Origin of the sequence: Streptomyces sp. NPDC005878 (assembly GCF_040629815.1) — a bacterium.
Lineage (GTDB): Bacteria > Actinomycetota > Actinomycetes > Streptomycetales > Streptomycetaceae > Streptomyces.
Window position 1 is genome coordinate 187082 of the sequence record NZ_JBEXWK010000004.1, and the last position, 16910, is coordinate 203991.

The 16910-nt window shown below is 74.0% G+C and carries 14 protein-coding genes; 5 read left to right on the forward strand and 9 right to left on the reverse strand.

Annotated features, from left to right (window positions below):
• Positions 1 to 228: a DUF5133 domain-containing protein gene (locus ABZ404_RS09405; protein ID WP_358831614.1), complete on the reverse strand. Its 228-nt coding sequence runs from the start codon at positions 226 to 228 to the stop codon at positions 1 to 3.
• A 285-nt stretch (positions 229 to 513) separates the two neighbouring features.
• Here ABZ404_RS09405 and ABZ404_RS09410 point away from each other — a divergent pair, with 285 nt between their 5' ends.
• Positions 514 to 966 (forward strand): SRPBCC family protein, encoded by a 453-nt coding sequence (locus ABZ404_RS09410; RefSeq protein ID WP_358831613.1) that lies wholly within the window; start codon positions 514 to 516, stop codon positions 964 to 966.
• Positions 959 to 2548, forward strand: coding sequence for an NAD(P)/FAD-dependent oxidoreductase (locus ABZ404_RS09415; RefSeq protein WP_358831612.1), 1590 nt, complete (start codon positions 959 to 961; stop codon positions 2546 to 2548). The genes ABZ404_RS09410 and ABZ404_RS09415 overlap by 8 nt, the downstream gene beginning before the upstream one ends.
• Before the next feature lie 34 nt (positions 2549 to 2582).
• On the opposite strand, the gene ABZ404_RS09420 is transcribed toward ABZ404_RS09415, so the two are convergent.
• Positions 2583 to 3128, reverse strand: coding sequence for a hypothetical protein (locus tag ABZ404_RS09420; RefSeq protein ID WP_358831611.1), 546 nt, complete (start codon positions 3126 to 3128; stop codon positions 2583 to 2585).
• A 173-nt stretch (positions 3129 to 3301) separates the two neighbouring features.
• Between ABZ404_RS09420 and ABZ404_RS09425 the strand changes: the two genes are divergently transcribed.
• From ABZ404_RS09425 to ABZ404_RS09435, 3 genes are all read left to right on the forward strand, one after another.
• On the forward strand, positions 3302 to 3676 hold the full coding sequence (locus ABZ404_RS09425; protein ID WP_358831610.1) for a PadR family transcriptional regulator: 375 nt from the start codon (positions 3302 to 3304) through the stop codon (positions 3674 to 3676).
• Positions 3673 to 4731, forward strand: a complete 1059-nt coding sequence (locus ABZ404_RS09430) for a hypothetical protein (protein WP_358831609.1) — start codon at positions 3673 to 3675, stop codon at positions 4729 to 4731. The genes ABZ404_RS09425 and ABZ404_RS09430 overlap by 4 nt, the downstream gene beginning before the upstream one ends.
• Before the next feature lie 124 nt (positions 4732 to 4855).
• Positions 4856 to 5389, forward strand: coding sequence for a phospholipase A2 (locus ABZ404_RS09435; RefSeq protein ID WP_358831608.1), 534 nt, complete (start codon positions 4856 to 4858; stop codon positions 5387 to 5389).
• Positions 5390 to 5439: 50 nt separating this feature from the next.
• On the opposite strand, the gene ABZ404_RS09440 is transcribed toward ABZ404_RS09435, so the two are convergent.
• The 7 genes from ABZ404_RS09440 to ABZ404_RS09470 form a co-directional block, all read right to left on the reverse strand.
• On the reverse strand, positions 5440 to 8997 hold the full coding sequence (locus ABZ404_RS09440; protein ID WP_358831607.1) for a glycosyltransferase: 3558 nt from the start codon (positions 8995 to 8997) through the stop codon (positions 5440 to 5442).
• Positions 8998 to 9117: 120 nt separating this feature from the next.
• Positions 9118 to 9732 (reverse strand): dihydrofolate reductase family protein, encoded by a 615-nt coding sequence (locus ABZ404_RS09445; protein WP_358831606.1) that lies wholly within the window; start codon positions 9730 to 9732, stop codon positions 9118 to 9120.
• 123 nt (positions 9733 to 9855) lie between these two features.
• Positions 9856 to 10227: a phosphopantetheine-binding protein gene (locus ABZ404_RS09450; protein WP_358831605.1), complete on the reverse strand. Its 372-nt coding sequence runs from the start codon at positions 10225 to 10227 to the stop codon at positions 9856 to 9858.
• Between the two features lie 218 nt (positions 10228 to 10445).
• Entirely contained in the window at positions 10446 to 13688 is a 3243-nt protein-coding gene (locus ABZ404_RS09455) for an amino acid adenylation domain-containing protein (protein WP_358831604.1), read from the reverse strand.
• Positions 13685 to 14731, reverse strand: coding sequence for an alcohol dehydrogenase catalytic domain-containing protein (locus tag ABZ404_RS09460; protein WP_358831603.1), 1047 nt, complete (start codon positions 14729 to 14731; stop codon positions 13685 to 13687). The genes ABZ404_RS09455 and ABZ404_RS09460 overlap by 4 nt, the downstream gene beginning before the upstream one ends.
• Positions 14728 to 16098 (reverse strand): condensation domain-containing protein, encoded by a 1371-nt coding sequence (locus ABZ404_RS09465; protein WP_358831602.1) that lies wholly within the window; start codon positions 16096 to 16098, stop codon positions 14728 to 14730. Before ABZ404_RS09465 ends, ABZ404_RS09460 begins: the two co-directional genes overlap by 4 nt.
• Positions 16095 to 16910 (reverse strand): methyltransferase domain-containing protein, encoded by an 816-nt coding sequence (locus tag ABZ404_RS09470; protein ID WP_358831601.1) that lies wholly within the window; start codon positions 16908 to 16910, stop codon positions 16095 to 16097. The genes ABZ404_RS09465 and ABZ404_RS09470 overlap by 4 nt, the downstream gene beginning before the upstream one ends.

Below are 16910 nucleotides of genomic sequence, written 5' to 3' on the forward strand. Positions count from 1 at the left end.
TCAGCCGGCGAGCGCGAAGTCGCCCTCGGTACGGGCGCCGCTCATCCGGCGGTGCGCCGCGGCCAGAGCGGCCTCGATGTCGCGGGTCCCCGTGGACACGCACAGGGTGTAGGTGACGTCCTCGATGCGCCGCCCCACCTCGGCCGAAGCCTCCTGCGCATACAGGGTCCGCAGCGTCTCGTACCGCTCGACCAGGTCCTTCAGTACCGCGGGGTGCGCCATCAGCATGGGGGCCTCTCCTTACCAGAGCCACGGAAGGTGTACGGAGGTATGTTCGATGTCACGCATGTGCCCCGGAACGCACGGGGTAACCGTGCGGCAGTCGACACCCGTTTGCACCAACTGCTCGACCTCCTCCACACAGTGCATGGAAGCCCGAATCGCGGCAACCGGACCTGGTGAACACGCCTCGGCTCCCCTCCCCCCGCACGGCCAGGCACCGTCGGTCCGGCGGTCGCAGAGCTTCCCCAGGTGTTTCACTGGCCGAAGATCCCCTCGTGGAAGGACTCCCTCATGGCCGTCCGTCACCGGCTGGTCCGACGTCCCCCGCAGGCGGTATGGGACGTGCTGTGCGATCCGAGGCTCTACGGCGAGTGGGTGGTGGGGCCCTCCCACTCCACACCGCTCGACGACACCTGGCCGAAGACCGGGTCGCGGCTGAGCTTCACCCTGAAGCTCGGCCCGTGGTCGACCAAGGGCGTGACGGTCGTCCGCCACCAGGAACCGGCCAAGGAGCTGGAGCTGGAGGCGGTGGTCGAGACCCTGGGCACGGCGAGGATCCTGCTCCAGCTGCGGCCCTGGGGCGAGGAGACCCTGGTCGTCTGCGACGAGCACCCCCTGCACGGCCTCGGCGGCACCTTCCACAATCCCGTGGTCGAAGCGGTGCTCCAGCTCCGCCACCGGGGCATGCTGGGCCGTCTTGCCGCGCTCGTGGAGAAGAACCACGCCCCCGCAAGCCATGCCTGACGCCGTGGTGATCGGCGCCGGTCCCAACGGGCTGGTGGCCGCCAACCTGCTGGTCGACGCCGGGTGGAGCGTGGAGGTCCTGGAGGCGCAGAGCGAGCCGGGCGGCGCGGTCCGCAGCGACCGAGGTGTCCACCCCGACTACGTCTCGGACCTCTTCAGCGCCTTCTATCCCCTGGCCGCCGCCTCCCCGGTGCTCGCCCGCCTCGACCTCGCCGCCGAGGGCCTGCGCTGGAGCCACGCCCCGCGCGTCCTGGCCCACCCCCTCGGCGACGGCCGGTGTGCCGTGCTGGAGCGGCGGGCGCAGGACACCTGCGCCGGTCTGGCGGAGTTCGCCGCGGAGGACGCGGACGCCTGGCGGGACATGTACGCGATGTGGCGCCGGGTGGGGCCCGATCTCGTACGGACCCTGTTCACGCCGTTCCCGCCGGTCCGCTCCGGGCTGCGGCTGGCCGCGCGGCTGCGGGGTCCTGGCGGTCTGCGGCTCGCCCGCAACCTCGCCCTTCCCGTACGCAGGCTGGGAGAGGAGGAGTTCCGGGGCGAGGGCGGCCGGCTGCTGCTGGCGGGGAACGCCCTGCACGCGGATCTGGGGCCGGAGGCCGCGGGGAGCGGCGGGTTCGGCTGGCTGATGTCGATGCTGGCGCAGAGCCACGGCTTCCCGGTGCCCGTCGGAGGGGCCGGAGCCCTCACCGGCGCGCTCGTACGCCGTCTTACGCGCCGCGGTGGTGTGCTGCACTGCGGGGAGCGCGTGGAGACCGTCGTGGTGCGCGGCGGGACGGCGGTGGGCGTCAGGACGGCCGCCGGGGAGGCGATCGGCGTGCGCCGGGCGGTGCTGGCCGATGTCTCGGCGCCGGCGCTGTACCGGGATCTGGTGGGCGAGGAGCACCTGCCGTCCCGGCTGCTGCGGGACCTGGAGCGCTTCCAGTGGGACTTCGCGACCTTCAAGGTCGACTGGGCGCTGTCCGGGCCCGTGCCCTGGACGGCGCCGCAGGCCGCCGGGGCCGGGACGGTCCACCTCAGCGACGGCGTCGACGCCCTGACGCGGTTCGCCTGCCAGCTCGCGGTCGGACAGGTGCCGGACGAACCCTTCGCCCTGTTCGGCCAGATGACCACGGCGGACCCCAGCCGCTCCCCCGCGGGCACGGAGTCGGCGTGGGCCTACACCCACCTGCCGCAGCACATCACCGGCGACGCCGGGCCCGACGGCATCACCGGCCGCTGGGACGCCCACGAGCAGGAGGCCATGGCGGACCGGATCGAGGCCCAGGTGGAACGCTTCGCCCCCGGCTTCCGCTCCCTCGTCCGCGCCCGCCGGATCCTGGCGCCCCCCACGCTCCAGGCCATGAACGAGAACCTCCACAACGGGGCCATCAACAACGGCACCACCGCCCTGCACCAGCAGGCCATCTTCCGGCCGGTCCCCGGAACCGGCCGCCCGGAGACGCCCGTCAAGCGGCTGTACCTCGCCTCCGCGGCCGCCCATCCCGGCGGTGGGGTGCATGGTGCCCCGGGCGCGAACGCGGCGCGTGCCGCGTTGCGGCCCGAGGCTCTGCGCACTCTGCTCCATCGCGCGCAGCTTCTGTGAACCGCCCGTCGCGGCGCGGTGCCCGTGGCACGTCCTAGAGCCAGCCGGCGCGCACGCTGGTGGCGGACGGGCCCGTGCCGGTGGGCGGGCGGCCGAGTTCGCCGGACCACACGCGCTCCAGGAGACGGCGGACGGTGTCCGTGATCTCGGGTGCCGCGGTGCGCAGGGCGTCCGCGTCGGCCGCGGGGATGTCGTCGGAGGCGATGCCTGTCTCCTTCAACAGGGCCGGCAGGTCGGTGAGTTTGCCGGTCAGCCACGCCAGCGGGTCGCGGGTCAGCTCCTCGACGAAGACCCGGGGTCCGGGGTCCCAGTCGGTGAAGCCGGGGTGGTGGTGCGTGCGGTCGAAGGTGTGCGGGGCGGCGTGCGCGTCCTGGAGGAGGTCCACCCGCCACAGGGGGCGGCCGACGGTGATGGGGCGTGCGGCGTAGAGGGATCCGGGCGGCTCGCCCCCTTCGAGGACGCGCAGTTCCAGCCGCACCCCGCGCTCGGGGGACTCCTGCCCCGGCAGCGGTGCGGGATCGACGAAGTACAGGTCGCCCACGACGACGCCGAGCCGTTCGAAGCCGAATGCGTACAACATGTCAACCGACCCCCACGAGTGGCTGCCCGACACCTGCGTCCGTGCACTGCCGAGCCTAGGGCGCGTTCGGCGGCGTCAACAACGCCGGAGTCAGCCGCGTTACGGGCAGGGAAGCTCTTCCCATTCTTCGACTATTCTCATAATCCAACTAGTCGGGGTGCTGGGGAGGGACCATGCCGGACGTCCAAGCCGTGTGGCTGCGCGCGTCGTTGCCGCTGTGCCTGCTCGGCCTGCTGGCCACCGAGGGCGAGAGCTACGGCTACGCGCTCATCCAGCGCCTCGGCGAGGCCGGGCTCGGGGGCCTCAAGGCGGCCACCCTCTACCCGGCACTCGGCAGGCTGGAGGAAGAGGGCGCGGTCGAGGTGCGATGGAGTGCCGGAGACGGCGGGCCGGGGCGGAAGTACTACCGCCTCACCCCCGCCGGGCACAGCCGACTCGCCCAGGAGTACCGGTCCTGGCGCGCCCTGGACGACGTGGTGAGCGCGCTGGCCGGGGGCCGCTCTCCCGCAACGACGGCACCCGCGAATCAGGAGAGTGAGCGCCGATGACGCGCGGTACCGAGCAGGGACAGGTGTGGACGCGTCAGGACGACGAGCGCTGGGCGGCGCAGTTCGAGCTCGCGCTGATCGGCCGCCACAACCCGCCGCGCGGGCTGGCGGACGAGGTCCTCGTCGAGGTGCGGGAGATCGCACAGGAGGCGGGCCGGCCCGTACGGGACGTGGTCGGTGAGCCGGACGCGTACGCCGACACGGTCGCGGCGGAGCGCATCAGCGAGACGCGGCGCAGCGCCGACGGCCTGGACGGGTGCGCGCCGGGCGGCCGGTTCACGGCCGGACTGATCATGGCGGCCGTTCAGACGGTGCTGTTCGGCATCCTGCTCTGGGTGAGCGACGGTTTCTGGCTCACGGCGGGGTGGCCCGAACTCGCGGGCGGGACGCTGCTGGTGGTGCTGTCCGTGGCGGTGTCCGGGGTGCTGCCCGAGCTGCGGGCCGCCGCGCGGCCACGGGCCTGGCGCGTCGCGCTGGGCGCCGTCTGCGTCCTCGTCGTGACGGCCGCCACCCTGTTCACCTCGGTCCCCTCCGAGCCGCTGGCCGAGGTGCCCGCGCCCGCGTTGCTCGGCGTCGGGGCCCTGCTGGCCGTCGCGGGTTTCCGGCTCTCCGACGAGCGGGCCGCACGCTGGTTCCTCGGGCGGCGCGCGGCGGCCGAGCCGGTCGATGACGAGGCCTGGCTGGCGCGCCTGGAGACGCTGCTCCGAGGACGGCACGGCTACCGGCCCGCCGCGGCGGCCCGCTGCCGGGAGGAGGCCCGGGACCATCTGCGGACGTCCGGGGGCAGCGCGGCCGACGAGTTCGGACCGGTCGAGGTCTACGCGTTGCGGCTGGCCGACACCCCGGGGCGCGCGGGACGCGCGGCACGCGCCCGGCTGATCCCGACCCTGGCCATGTGCGCGCTGAGTGTCGGATGGGTGTACGACCTGCTCGCCCACCCGGAGCCCGGCTCGGTGTGGTTCTGGCTCAAGGCCGCCCTGGTGCTGCCGGCCCTGTGGGTGTACGCCTCGGCGCTGCTCCAGATCCGTACGGCTCTGCGCGACCGGTCCGCGTAGGGGCGACGACGGCGGGAGACAGGCCCGGCTGCGTAACCACCCACTGCGGTCACGCACAGCTACCATCAGCTACGCCAGGTAGCCACCTGTCACTCCCCGTACCCGCACCCCGGACAGGACCCGTATGAGACCCCCCACCCCACGCCGCGCCGCGTCCCGCTTCCTCACCGGGCTCGCCCTCTGCGGGTCGCTCCTGCTCGGCGCCGTCCCGAATGCCGCTCCCGCGGCGGCCGCGACCGACACCCCGCCCGGCGCGGCACTCCAGGAGAGACCGGCCACGTACCCCGAAAAGGTGCGCAAGCGGGCCGACTTCCTTCAGTCGCGGAACTACCGCGAGTTCCCCACCTACGCCCGGCACCACGAGAGGCCCTTCGACTGGCGCACCGACGGCTGCTCACCCCCCACCCCCCGCCTGTGGGCGCAGGTCTTCCACGACGCGTGCGTCATCCACGACTTCGGCTACCGCAACTACGGCGGACAGCGGCTGCGTCTGGACCCCACCGAGGGCCGGCGCAGGCACGTCGACGACCGCTTCTACGAGGAGATGCTCCGGATCTGCGTCGACCACCCGGACGCTCTCGCCAACTGCACCGGCACGGCCCGGCTGATGTACCAGGTCGTACGGCAGTACGGAGGCCCCGCGTTCTACGGTGCGTAGGCGGGTTGAGGGGGCCGCGGTCCGCGACCGGCTCCCGCGAAGAGGTCACGTCACCCGGTCCGGGGCGGGACCTCGGCCAGGACCCGGCGGGCGGCGGCTTCCCAGGTGACCGCCGCGGCGAGGCGATCGCGCACGCCATGCATCCTCTCGAACGCCTCGTCACGGCCGGTCAGGCACTTCTCGATCCGCGCCGCCCATTCCCGGCTGTCCTCCTCGAAGTCGCCGGTGACGGGAACGATCAGGTGGTCGGCGTCGGCGCGGAGTTGCTCGCGCAGGAGCTGCGCTAGTCCGCTCTGGTCGCTGACGAGCACCGGTACGCCCCGCAGGACGGCCTCCTGTCCGACCAGGCCGAAGGCCTCGGAGCGGGACGGCATCACCACCAGTCCGGCACGCAGCATGTCGGACTCCAGTTTGCGCGGGTCGGCGGAGTAGGGGCGTACCACCACGCGCAGGCCGGGGCAGCCCGACCAGTCCCGGATGAGCTGCTGCTGTTCGTCGGCCTTCTCCGGCGGCGCGCCGCGCACGAGCAGTTCGATGGGCTCCCCCGCCGTCCTGGACCGCAGTTCGTGCACGATCCCGCAGGCCCGGGCCGCGAGGTCGACGCCCTTGAGCCGGACGTCCTCGGTACGGCCGACGAACAGGACCTTGCGCAGCCCGTCCGGCGGGGGCCTGCGGCGGGCGAAGGCGGTCGACGGCGCACCGGGCAGTCCAGTGGACAGGGGCGAGTCGAAGCCCGGGTCCAGGCGCAGCGGTTCGGGCACTCCGGCGTCCCACAGCTCGTTGATGAAACGGCGTTGCAGAGCGGGGCCGACCGTGACCACCCGGTGAGCCGTCGCCCCCAGCTCGCGCTCGATCTCGGTGCGCTCCTCCGCCTGCCGGGCGCGGTCGACGCCGTCACCCAGCTTGTGCCATTCGATCTCGTCCGGAGCCATATGGACGAAGTGCAGCCTGCGGGCCTGCGGGAAGAAGTCCTCCGTGAGGTGGGCGGCAGCCGGTCCGGTGATACGGGCGTGTCCGATGACCAGGTCGGGCAGGACGCCGTGCGGGAGGGCGACCCGACGGGTGAGCCGGCCGTACTCCGGGGCCCCCGGCGCGCCCGGGTGGGTGAGCAGGGTGACGCCCTTCTCCTTGGCGTCGGTCACCTCCGAGGCGTCGGCGTCCAGCACGATGCAGAAGACCTGGGCGCCGGCCGTCGCCATCGCCACGCACAAATGCCGGTTGAAGGTGCTCAGGCCCCCGCGCCCCGAGGACCACTCGGTGGCGACGACCAGGACGCGGGGCCGCTCCGACAGGACCTGCGCGGCGGCGAGTTCACCGGCGTCCACCGGGTCGAAGTCGAAGGCGTCGTCCTCGGCCACGCGGGCATCGATGTACACCTCCTCATCGGTCTCGCGGGCGCCGGTACCCACGTCCTCGTCCGTGCTCATGCCCTCGTCGGCAGCGTCGTCGACGCCCAGGTCCTCGTCCGCCGTCGTCTCGAGCCGGGTGCCGGCGCCCAGGTCCTGGTCCCGGGGCGTCGGGGCCGCAAGGTCGTCGGCGCCGCTGTCCGCGAGCGCGCGCAGCAGCGGTCCGGGCACCGCGTGGCGCAGGTAGGTGCTGTCCAGCACCAGTTCGCCGAGGATCCGGCCCGCCGCCGCGTGGGCGGCGAGGTGTTCGAGGATGTACGGGTCCGCGGCGGCCCAGTCGCGCTGCCCGTCGGCCGTGCGCGGCACCAGGCTGACCAGTCCCCGGGTCATGCGCCGGTGCTGGTCCCGCTCGTCGGCGGAGGCCCGCAGGTACTCGATGAGCGCGACGTGGAAGAGCCTGTGGGCCGGGGTGCCGTCGGGCCGGGTGCCGGTGACCACGAGGTCGGCCGCCCGGTCGCGGAACCGGCGAAGCTCCTCGGGCGCGCACACCTCGCCGGTGAGGGCCTGCACGAGGGGCGCCCACAGTCCGTACGGAAGGCCCGTTCCCTGCGCGTAGGCGAGCGGCGCCAGGAGGCGCCGCGTGCGGGCCTCGTCGGGGCCGAGCCGCTGGAGCAGCCTCCGGAACAGCGCGGCGAGGTCCCCCGCGTCCGGCGGTACGGTCTCGGCCGTCAGCGCACCCGCCGCCAGCAGGTGCAGCATCAGGAAGGAGTGCTCCACCTGGCCGGTTACGTTCTCCCCGAGCTCCGCGAGGACCTCCCCGGCCCGGCCGGGGTCCCGGGCCAGGCGGTGGGCGACCTGGTGCAGCGCGTCCTCGTCGCGGTACTGGGGCGCGTCGAGGTCGAGGACCTCGACGTCCTCACCCAGTGACGCGAGGCGTTCCGCGCGGGTCGCGACGAGGAGCCGCACCGCGGGTACGCGCCCGAGCGCGCGCACGAAGTGGGCGAGCGTGTCGTCGTACGAGGACGGCGCGATCTCGTCGAGTCCGTCGAGGACGATGACCACGGGGTCGGTCCGCGCACGCAACGCCTCCAGTACGTCCCACGCGCCCGCCCCCGAGCGCCGGCCCAGAGCGGTGGACAACTGGTCGCAGAGAGACCGTAGCCCGCTGACACCGTGACCGCTGAGCGGAATGACGGCCAGCCCCGGCGGCGGCAGCGTCTCGGGCGCGGTGTTCATCCTGGCCGGACTGTCGGGGTCGGTCAGCGCCAGGAAGCGTCCGAGCAGGGCGGACTTGCCGGCGCCCGGCGCCCCGAGGACCACCAGCGGGGGCACCGCGGCGCCGGGCGCCGCCCTCACCCAGGAGGCGATCCGCGCCAGGGCCTCGGTCCGCCCCACGAAGAAGTCACCGGGTTCGGCGGCGTGCGCGACGCCACGGCCGCGCGGCTCGAAGTGGTCGCGGTACTTGTGCCGCAACCGGGCCACACCTACAGGATCGAGGGCGTCGCGCGGCAGATCCGGTACGTAGTGGGGGTTCGGGAAGATGGAGTCCGCTCCCCCGGTCCCGTATCCGGCGTATCGAGGCTCCTCACCCGACGTCCCGTGGGACACGAGGTGGTGGCGCATGTCCTCGAACACTTGGGTGACGGGGAGGTAGCGCTGCCGCATCCCGACGTTCGCGTGGGTGAGCGCGTACGTCCAGGAGGCCGCCAGGGACCCGGAGTCGTCGGCGGCGTCCCGCCGGTGCGACACCCAGTGGTAGGTGAGGTACGGAAGCCGCGTGCGGAGGTGCGGCATGGACCATCCGGCCGCGGCGGGGTCACCCTCCGGCGCCGTGCACACGTCGAAAACGGTCAGGGCGCTTCCCACACCGCTCTCGGCGACCAGGGCGGCGAGGTCGTCGGCGGTCGACGTCGTGAACGCGGACCCCGGTTCGTTGTCCGACGCGAGCAGACGCAGACGTTGGCCGTCCCCGGCGCCGTGGCCGTTGAAGTACAGGACCAGCGCGTCGTCCGGTCCCAGCCGGGCCTCTCGCGTCCAGCGCGCCAGGCCGGACCACAGCTGCTGGGTGGTGGGCGAGGTTCCCAGTCCGGACAGGACACGCTCGTACCCGAAGTCCGCGAGCACGTCGGCCACATGCTCCGCGTCCGCCGCGGCGCGCGGCAGGTCCGGCAGACGGGGTGACCGGTAGTGGGCGACGCCGATGGCCAGCAGGTAGCGGCGCCCCGTGTCCGTGCCCCGGGGGCCCGCTTCGCCTCGACTCACGTCCGATCCCCTCGCTCCGGCCAACGGGCGATGCGGGTCCGACCCTAGGGCAAACAGGCCGGCCGCCGGGGCACTTCACCGGGAACTCGTGCGGTGCGGGCGGTCCTCGCGGTCCTCCCGTCAGAGGACGTCGTAGGTCAGATGGGTCGCGGTCGATGTGGCGATCGCGCTCCGCCGCACCAGGGAGCGCGGCGTTCCCCCGGTGAACAGGGGCGTCCCGGCCCCCAGCACGACGGGGGCGAGATGCAGCGACAGGACGTCGACCAGGCCGGCCTCGAACGCCGAGGCGACCGTGGCTCCGCCGCCCATGAGGACGACGTCGAGGTCCCTGCCGCCGACCACCGACGCGGCCTCGGCGCGCTCGCGCGCGGCGGCGACGGCGTCGGACAGACCGGTAGTGACGAACGTCCAGTCGAGGTTGCTCGTCCGCACCGACGGAGGGCGCGTGCTCGTCACCACGACGAACGCGGGCTTGCCGACCTCGCCCGCCCCGTAGCCGGTCGTGTCGTCCCAGCCGTTCGGGCCGTCGACCACGTCGAAGAGGCGGCGGCCCAGGACGACGGCGCCCGAGCGGGCGGTCGCCTCGGTGAGGAGCCGGCGGTCGTCGGGATCGTCGGAGAACGCCCAGAGGTGCAGGGCCTCGCCGCCGGTGCCCAGACCGTTGTCCGGGCCTGGGTCGGGGCCGGTGACGAAGCCGTCGAGGGAGACCGAGATGTCAGCGATGATGCGCGTCATACCGGGTAGACCCGGGCCGCCGCCGGAACTCATCGCTTGCGGGGTGCGGGGCGATGAGGACTTCGGACTCGGCACCCGGGATCGGCCCGCGGGCACGGGCTCGGCGGGCCGCCCCGGTGACTGTCAGGTGTGTGCCGGGCCATCGGCCGACGCGGACAGCAGGCACTCCGCCTGGGCCAGGGCCGTGGGATCCTCGAAGAGACGGTTGAGCAGCGCGCCCTCCAGCTCCGCCGCCTCGAACTCGTCGAGGCCGCGCTCCTCCAGCAGCCTGCCGATGGCCTGGAGCGCGAGCAGCGAGTAGCCGCCGAGCTCGAAGAAGTCGCTGCGGCGGACGTCGATGGTTTCGGCGTCGATCTGGAGGAGTTCGGCCCAGATCCGGCGGACCGACTCGGCCTCCCGGACCGCCGCGGCTTCGGATGTCGGGGGCGCTTCGCCGTTACGCGCGGTCGCGGCGGCCGGGGATGCGGTGGTGCGGGCGGTCGATTCTGTGGACACGTCTCCCCCAGGGGGTCGGATGGGTCTGTGCGGGTCGGGGCCGCCGCCTGGCGGGCCGGCGGTGCCGGTGTGAGGACCGCAACCGGTGGGCGGCCCTCGAAGGGGACTGGTTGGAGCAGAGGGGCTTCCGCGCGCTACGGGGCGCGCGCTCGCGCCGCGTTTCTCCCCGTCACCGGATTCGTCACCGGATTCGTCGCCGGTCTCGTCGCCGGTCGCATTCACACCACCGTTTCCGGTCGGTCCGCGAAGGTCTCCAGCAGGGCCCGGAACGCCGCGGTGTGGCGGTGCGCGGTCGTCTCGTCGTACAGCGCGAGGTCGTAGGCGAGGTCGATGGTGTGGCCGCCGTTCCGGTCCTCCTCGACCATGACGGTGACGTCGAACTTGGCGAAGGGCACGGCGACCTCCACGGGTGTCACGCTCAGGCCGTGCAGGCGCGGGGCGGGGGCGGACGCGCCACCCTGGCAGAACACCATCTGGAACACCGGGTTGTGCCGGGCATCGCGTGGTGGGCCCAGATGCGCCACGATGTGCTCGAACGGGACGTCCTGTGCGGCCACCGCGCCCAGGACCGTCTCGCGCACCCGCCGTACGAGATCGCGGAAGGTCGTCCCCTCGGGCACCCGCGTGCGCAGCGGAACGGTGTGGGTGAACAGACCGATCAGGTCGGCGGTGTCCGGGCTGTCGCGGCCCGCCAGCAGCGTTCCCACCACGATGTCCCGGGTACCGGAGCCGCGGTGGACGAGCGCGGTGAAGGCGGCGAGGAGCACCATGAACGGGGTCGCTCCCTCCTCCGCGGCCAGCTCCCGCAGCCGCGCCGCCGAGGCGGCCGGGACCGTGAACGGGCAGCGCACGGTGCCCTGCCGGCCCGTGGACCGGCCGCCCGGCAGCCGGGTGACGGGCGGAGCGCCCTCCAACTGCCGCTTCCAGTAGGCCCGCTGCTCGCGCGTCCGGTGCTCGGTGTCCGGATCACCGACGGCCGGCCGCGGCGGGCGCTGCGGCGGGGACGGCAGGGACGGCAGCGCCGCGGGGACTCCGGTCGCGGCCTCGTCGTGAAAGGCGGCCAGGTCCCGGAAGAGCACGTCCATCGACCAGCCGTCGAAGACGATGTGGTGCAGGACCAGCATCAGGACGTGGTCGTCTGCGGCGACCTTCAGCAGGTGCGCGCGGATCAGGGGGCCGCGCCTCAGATCGAAGGGCTGCACCGCCAGCTCCTGGAGCTCACCTTCCAGTTCGCTTGCGGAGCGGTCGCTCAGGTCCCGGTCGACGAGGGAGAACGCCTCGGCCGTGGCGGGCGGCGCCACCCGCTGCACCGGTTGGCCGGCTGCCGTGCCTATGGTGGTGCGCAGGGCGGCGTGCCGTTCCACCGTCCGTCGCAGGGCCTGCACGAGGTGGCCGGCGTCGAGTGGGCCCCGCAGCCGCAGCGCGACCGGCTCGTGGTACGCGGCGCTCGCCGGATCCCGGCGGTGGTGCAGCCACATACGCCACTGCGCCGACGACAGCGGCGCCTCCTCGCCCGCGTCCGCCGCCTCGCCCGCCTCGTCCGCGCGAGTACCGTGGCGCAGGCGCGCGATCACCTCGGCCATGGCCCGTACGGTCGGCGCGTCGAACACGGTCCGCTGCCGTACGTCGGCTCCCAGGACCTCCCGCAGCCGGGCCGCCAGGCGGGTGGCGGTGAGGGAGTCGCCGCCCCGGTCGAAGAGGCTGTCGTCGACGCCGACCGACGGTACGTCGAGGACCCACGCCCAGAGCGCGGCGAGGGCCGCCTCCAGCGCGGTGCGCGGTGTGCCGTCGGGCGACGGGGCCCGGTCGCCGTCCCAGGGCATGGCCCGCAGTGTCTGACGGTCCACCTTGCCGTGGGGCGTACGCGGCAGTTCGGGCAGGGCCGTCAGGCGGGCGGGGACGAGCGCGGGCGGGAGCGTCGCGCGCAGATGGGCGCGCAGTCCGGGCTCGTCGCGCTCCTTGTGCCACACCACGCACGCGCACAGTTGCTCGTCCCCGCGCGCGGTGGTGCGGGCCAGCACGGCGCTCTCGGTGACGCCCGGGTAGCGGCCGATCATCGTCTCGATCTCGCCCGGCTCGATGCGTACGCCCCGCAGGGTGATCTGGTGGTCGACGCGCCCCAGGAACTCGATGTTGCCGTCGGCGCGCTGCCGGGCGAGGTCGCCCGTGCGGTACATGCGCGCATCGGGCCGGTCGGTGAACGGGTCGGGCAGGAAGCGCTCGGCGGTGAGCGCGGGCTGCCCGACATAGCCGCGCGCCAGGGTGTCTCCGGCGAGGTGCAGCTCGCCGGGCTCGCCCGGGGTGACCGGGCGGCCCTCCGGGTCGAGGATGTGGACGCGTACTCCGGGCAGCGGTGTGCCGATGGGCAGGCGTGGCCAGGTGCGCAACTCGTCCGGGGAGACGTCGGGTTCGTACAGGATCTGGGAGACCGTGCCCTCGGTGGCGCCGTACTCGTGCACCAGGCGCACCCCGGTGGCCAGCCAGTCCGCCGCCCGGTCGGGGGCGGCCTGCTCGCTGCCCACCACGAGCAGCCGCAGCGAGGCGGGCGGGCGCAGGGTGCCGTCCCGGCTCAGCTCGCGCAGCCACTCGTACCACAGGGTGGGGGTGAGCTGGAGGACGGTGACGGCGTATCTGTCCACGGCGGCGAGCAGTCCCGCGCTGTCGGCGAGGGTGTCGTCGGGGTCCATGACCAGGCAGGCTCCCGCGGCCCAGGTGGAGAACATCTCCTCGGCGGCCACGGAGAAGCCGGGGGAGGCGAACTGCAGGACGCGGTCCTCGGGGCCGAGGTCCAGCCGGCGGCCGATCCGCACGGCGAGGTTGGCGAGCGGCCCGTGTTCGAGGCCCACGGGTTTGGGCCGGCCGGTGGAGCCCGAGGTGTACGCGACCCACGCGAGGCGGCGCGCGAGGGGCGGGTGAGGGGGCGTCCCGGCCTCGCCGGACAGCCGTGGCGCGGTGTCCCGTGGCGGACGGATGCCCAGCTCCGACAGGGCCGGGGGGCGCTCGTCGGCTCGCGCGGCCGGGTCGGTGTCCTCCGAGTCCACGTACAGGACGGTCGCCGGGTGCGGGCCCAGGCCCGGCGCCAGTGCGCGCCGGCTCAGGACCAGCGGGGCGCCCGCGTCGCGTACGGCCTGTGCCAGCCGGGTGGGCGGATGGGCGGGGTCCAGCGGGACGCAGGCACCCCCCGCCTTGAGCACCGCGAGGCAGGCCACCGCGAGGGCGGGTGAGCGCGTCAGGTGCACGCCCACCGGGACCTCGGGGCCCACTCCGTGGTGGCGCAGACGGCGGGCGAGCTGCTCGGCCTGCCGGTCCAGTCGCGCGTAGCTGAGGCGTTCGGTCCCGTACAGCACGGCGTCGGCGTCCGGGGTGCGCGCCGCGCGCTCCTCGACGAGATGGTGTACGGCACGGGTGAGCGGATCGGGGGCGGTCGGAGGGGCCGGTGGGAGGAGGGGGTGGGTGGTCATGGGACGAGTACCACCTTGAGGGCTTCGCCCGCGTCGAACAGCCGGAACGCCTCGGGGGCTTCGGCGAGCGGCAGGCGGTGGGTGATGACGAAGGAGGGGTCGAGGCGGTCCTGGCGGACGAGTTCCATCAGCGGCTCGCGGGTGGCGATGGGGTCGCCGACGGCGAACCGCAGGGTCACCTCCTTGGCGAAGGCGGTGACCGTCGGCAGGGGCATGGCCGTGGACGCGTGGGCGCCGACCGCGCACACGACCCCGCGCGGCCGCACGATCTCCAGGGCGCTCAGCAGGGCGGCGTCCGTGCCGACCGCCTCCAGCACGGCGTCGGCGCCGCGTCCCCGGGTCAGCTCGCGGACCTGCCGCGGGAGGTCGCCGCCGGGGGCCAGGGTCCGGGCGCCGCGTTCGGCGGCCGCCTTGCGGCGGGCGGCGACGGGGTCGACGGCGAGGACGCGGGCGGCGCCCAGCAGCCTGGCGGCCTCGGCGGCCAGCAGGCCGACCGCCCCGCAGCCGATCACCGCGACGGTGTCGCCGGGCCTGACCTCGCCGCCGAGGGCGCAGGCGTACCCGGTGGCCAGTGCGTCGCCGATGAGCAGCGCGCGCTCGTCGCCGACGTCGTCGGGGATCGGGTGCAGGACGGTGTCGGCGAAGGGGACGCGGACGGACTCGGCGTGGCCGCCCGCGACCGGGTGCTCGCCCACGACCGTGTCGTAGCCGAACAGGCCCACCCGCTCGCACTGGTAGTGCGCGCCCTGCCGGCACCACCAGCAGCGGCCGCAGGCGATGATGTCCGAGGCGAGGACCCGCTGGCCCACCCGCAGGCCGCGCACCTCGGGGCCGACGGCCTCCACGACTCCGGTGAACTCGTGGCCGGTGACGGTGCCCGGGGTGAAGGAGGCGATCTCGCCCCGGTAGGGATGCAGGTCGGTGCCGCAGATCGCGCTGGTGACGACCCGTACCACCGCGTCGTCCGGGGCCTCGACGCGCGGGGGCGGCACGTCGTCGGCGAGGACCACCCGGTGGGGGCCGTGCCACTGCAAAGCCCTCATACGGGCGTCTCCTTCGCGTCGTCGGGGCGGACGGACCCGGCCCTGCGGGAGGCCTCCGCCGGGCGGGTGGCCTCCTCCAGCTCCCGGCGCAGCGCGTCGAGCAGATGGCGGACCGCCTCGCGGGTGTACCGGGCCGGGTTGTAGATCATCAGGGCGCGCAGACCGCCGTCCTCGGTGTAGAAGCCGAGGTCGAGGTCGAAGGGCGAATAGGGGTCGTGGTTGACCAACGTGGTCTCCAGGCCCGGCAGTCGGGGCATGACCTCGGGGGTGGTCTGGAAGGAGACGCACACGTTGATCACCGGGTGGGGCCCGGGGCGGCGCAGGCCCAGCTCCGCCACCAGGCGTTCGAAGGGCAGGTCGCGGTTGAGGTAGGTGCCGAGGAGGGTGTCGCGTACCTGGGGCAGCAGCTCGTGGAACCCGGCGTCCTCGGTGACGCGGGCGCGGATGGGCAGCATGTTGACGAACAGGCCGACGGTCTTCTCGAACTCGGGTCTGCTGCGGAAGCCGCCCCGGGTGCCGACCAGGATGTCGTCCCCCGGCACGTGGCGGCGCAGCACCCGCGTGAAAGCGGTCAGCAGCAGCATGTACAGGGTGACGTGTTCGCGGCGGCCGAGGGCGCGCAGCCCGTCGTAGAGCGGCTGCGGGAAGACCTCCCACTCGGTCGCGCAGGAGGTGTGCGGGACCGGCGCGGTGGTGCGGGCCAGGGCGAGTTCGGGCAGGGGGGTGACACCGGCGAGGGCCCGGCGCCAGTGGGCGACCTGCCGGGCGTACGCGGGGCTCTCCAGCCAGCGCTCCTGCCAGTCGACGAAGTCCGCGTAGTGGGTACGGACGGGCTCCAGGGGTGTGCGCACGCCGGCCACCCGCCGGGCATAGAGCTGTTCCAGCTCGCGCAGGACGACCATCCACCACGACCAGGCGTCGCAGACGAGGTGGTGCAGGGTGAGGCGAAAGACGTGGTCGTGCGGGGCGAGCCGGATCAGCGTGGCCCGCACCAGCGGTCCCGCGGCGAGGTCGATGGGACGGCCGAGCTCGGCGCGCAGGAGCCGTTCGGCGCGCCGGTGGCGCTGGTCGGGGGGCAGGTACGCCAGGTCGATCCTGGCCAGCGGCACCCGCGCGTCGGGGACGACGTACTGGCGGGGTGCCCCGTCCACCACGGTGAAGCGGGTGCGCAGCGCGTCGTGGCGGCGCACCACGTCCTCGACGGCGGCGTGCAGGGCGCGCACGTCCACCTCGCCGGTCAGGCGGAAGGTCATCGGTTCGGCGTACAGGGTGCTCCCCGCGCGCCGTTCCAGGAACCACATGCCCAGTTGGGCGTGGGACAGCGGTCCGGTGGCGGCGGCCACCGTGCGCCGGGTCGCCGCGATCACCGCTGCCTCGTGCCGTGGACGAAGAGCCAGCGCCGTGGCACCTGGCGCAGTCCCAGGTCGCGGAAGACGGTGTGCAGGGCGGCGGTCAGCGCCCGGGAGCCGAGCTCGACGTCCGTCAGCCCGGTGGCGCCCTCGACGAAGACCGAGTACCCGCACAGGGCCTGCCAGTCCTCCAGGGTCCATGGGTAGACGTCCTCCTCGGAGGTGACGGAGACGAAGCCCGCCTCGGTCATGAGGGCTTCGTGGTCGGCAGGGGTGAGCGTCTCCAGCGCGACGGGGGCCTCGCGCTCCAGGACGAGGTCGCCGCCGTGGCCGCGCAGCCAGGTGCGGGTGGCGTGCAGCCACGCGGCGTAGAAGCGGCGGCTCTCGGGCAGCACGGCGCCCTCGTAGAACAGGGTGTTTAGGGCGAGCCGGCCGCCGGGTGCGAGCAGATCGTGGCAGCCGCGCAGCACCGAGGGGCGTTCGGCGCGGGGGATCTGGTGCATGACGTTGCTGAGGACCACGGCGTCCACCGGGCCGACGACGGCGCCCACGTCCTGGGCCCGGCCGGTGACGAAGCGGGCCCGGGGGTTGTCGCGCAGCCGTTCCTCGGCCAGGGCCAGTTCATGGGCGGAGGGGTCGATGCCCACGACGGAGCCGAGCTGCGGGAAGCGTTCGAGCAGCAGCTCGGTGGCCCGGCCGGAGCCGCAGCCGACGTCGGCGACGACGCTGCCCGGGGCGCACGCGCACAGGTCGACGAGCCGCTGGGTCACGTCCCCGTACAGGGGGCGGCGTGACATGGCGTCGAATTCGTATCCCTGGATGAAGGCCAC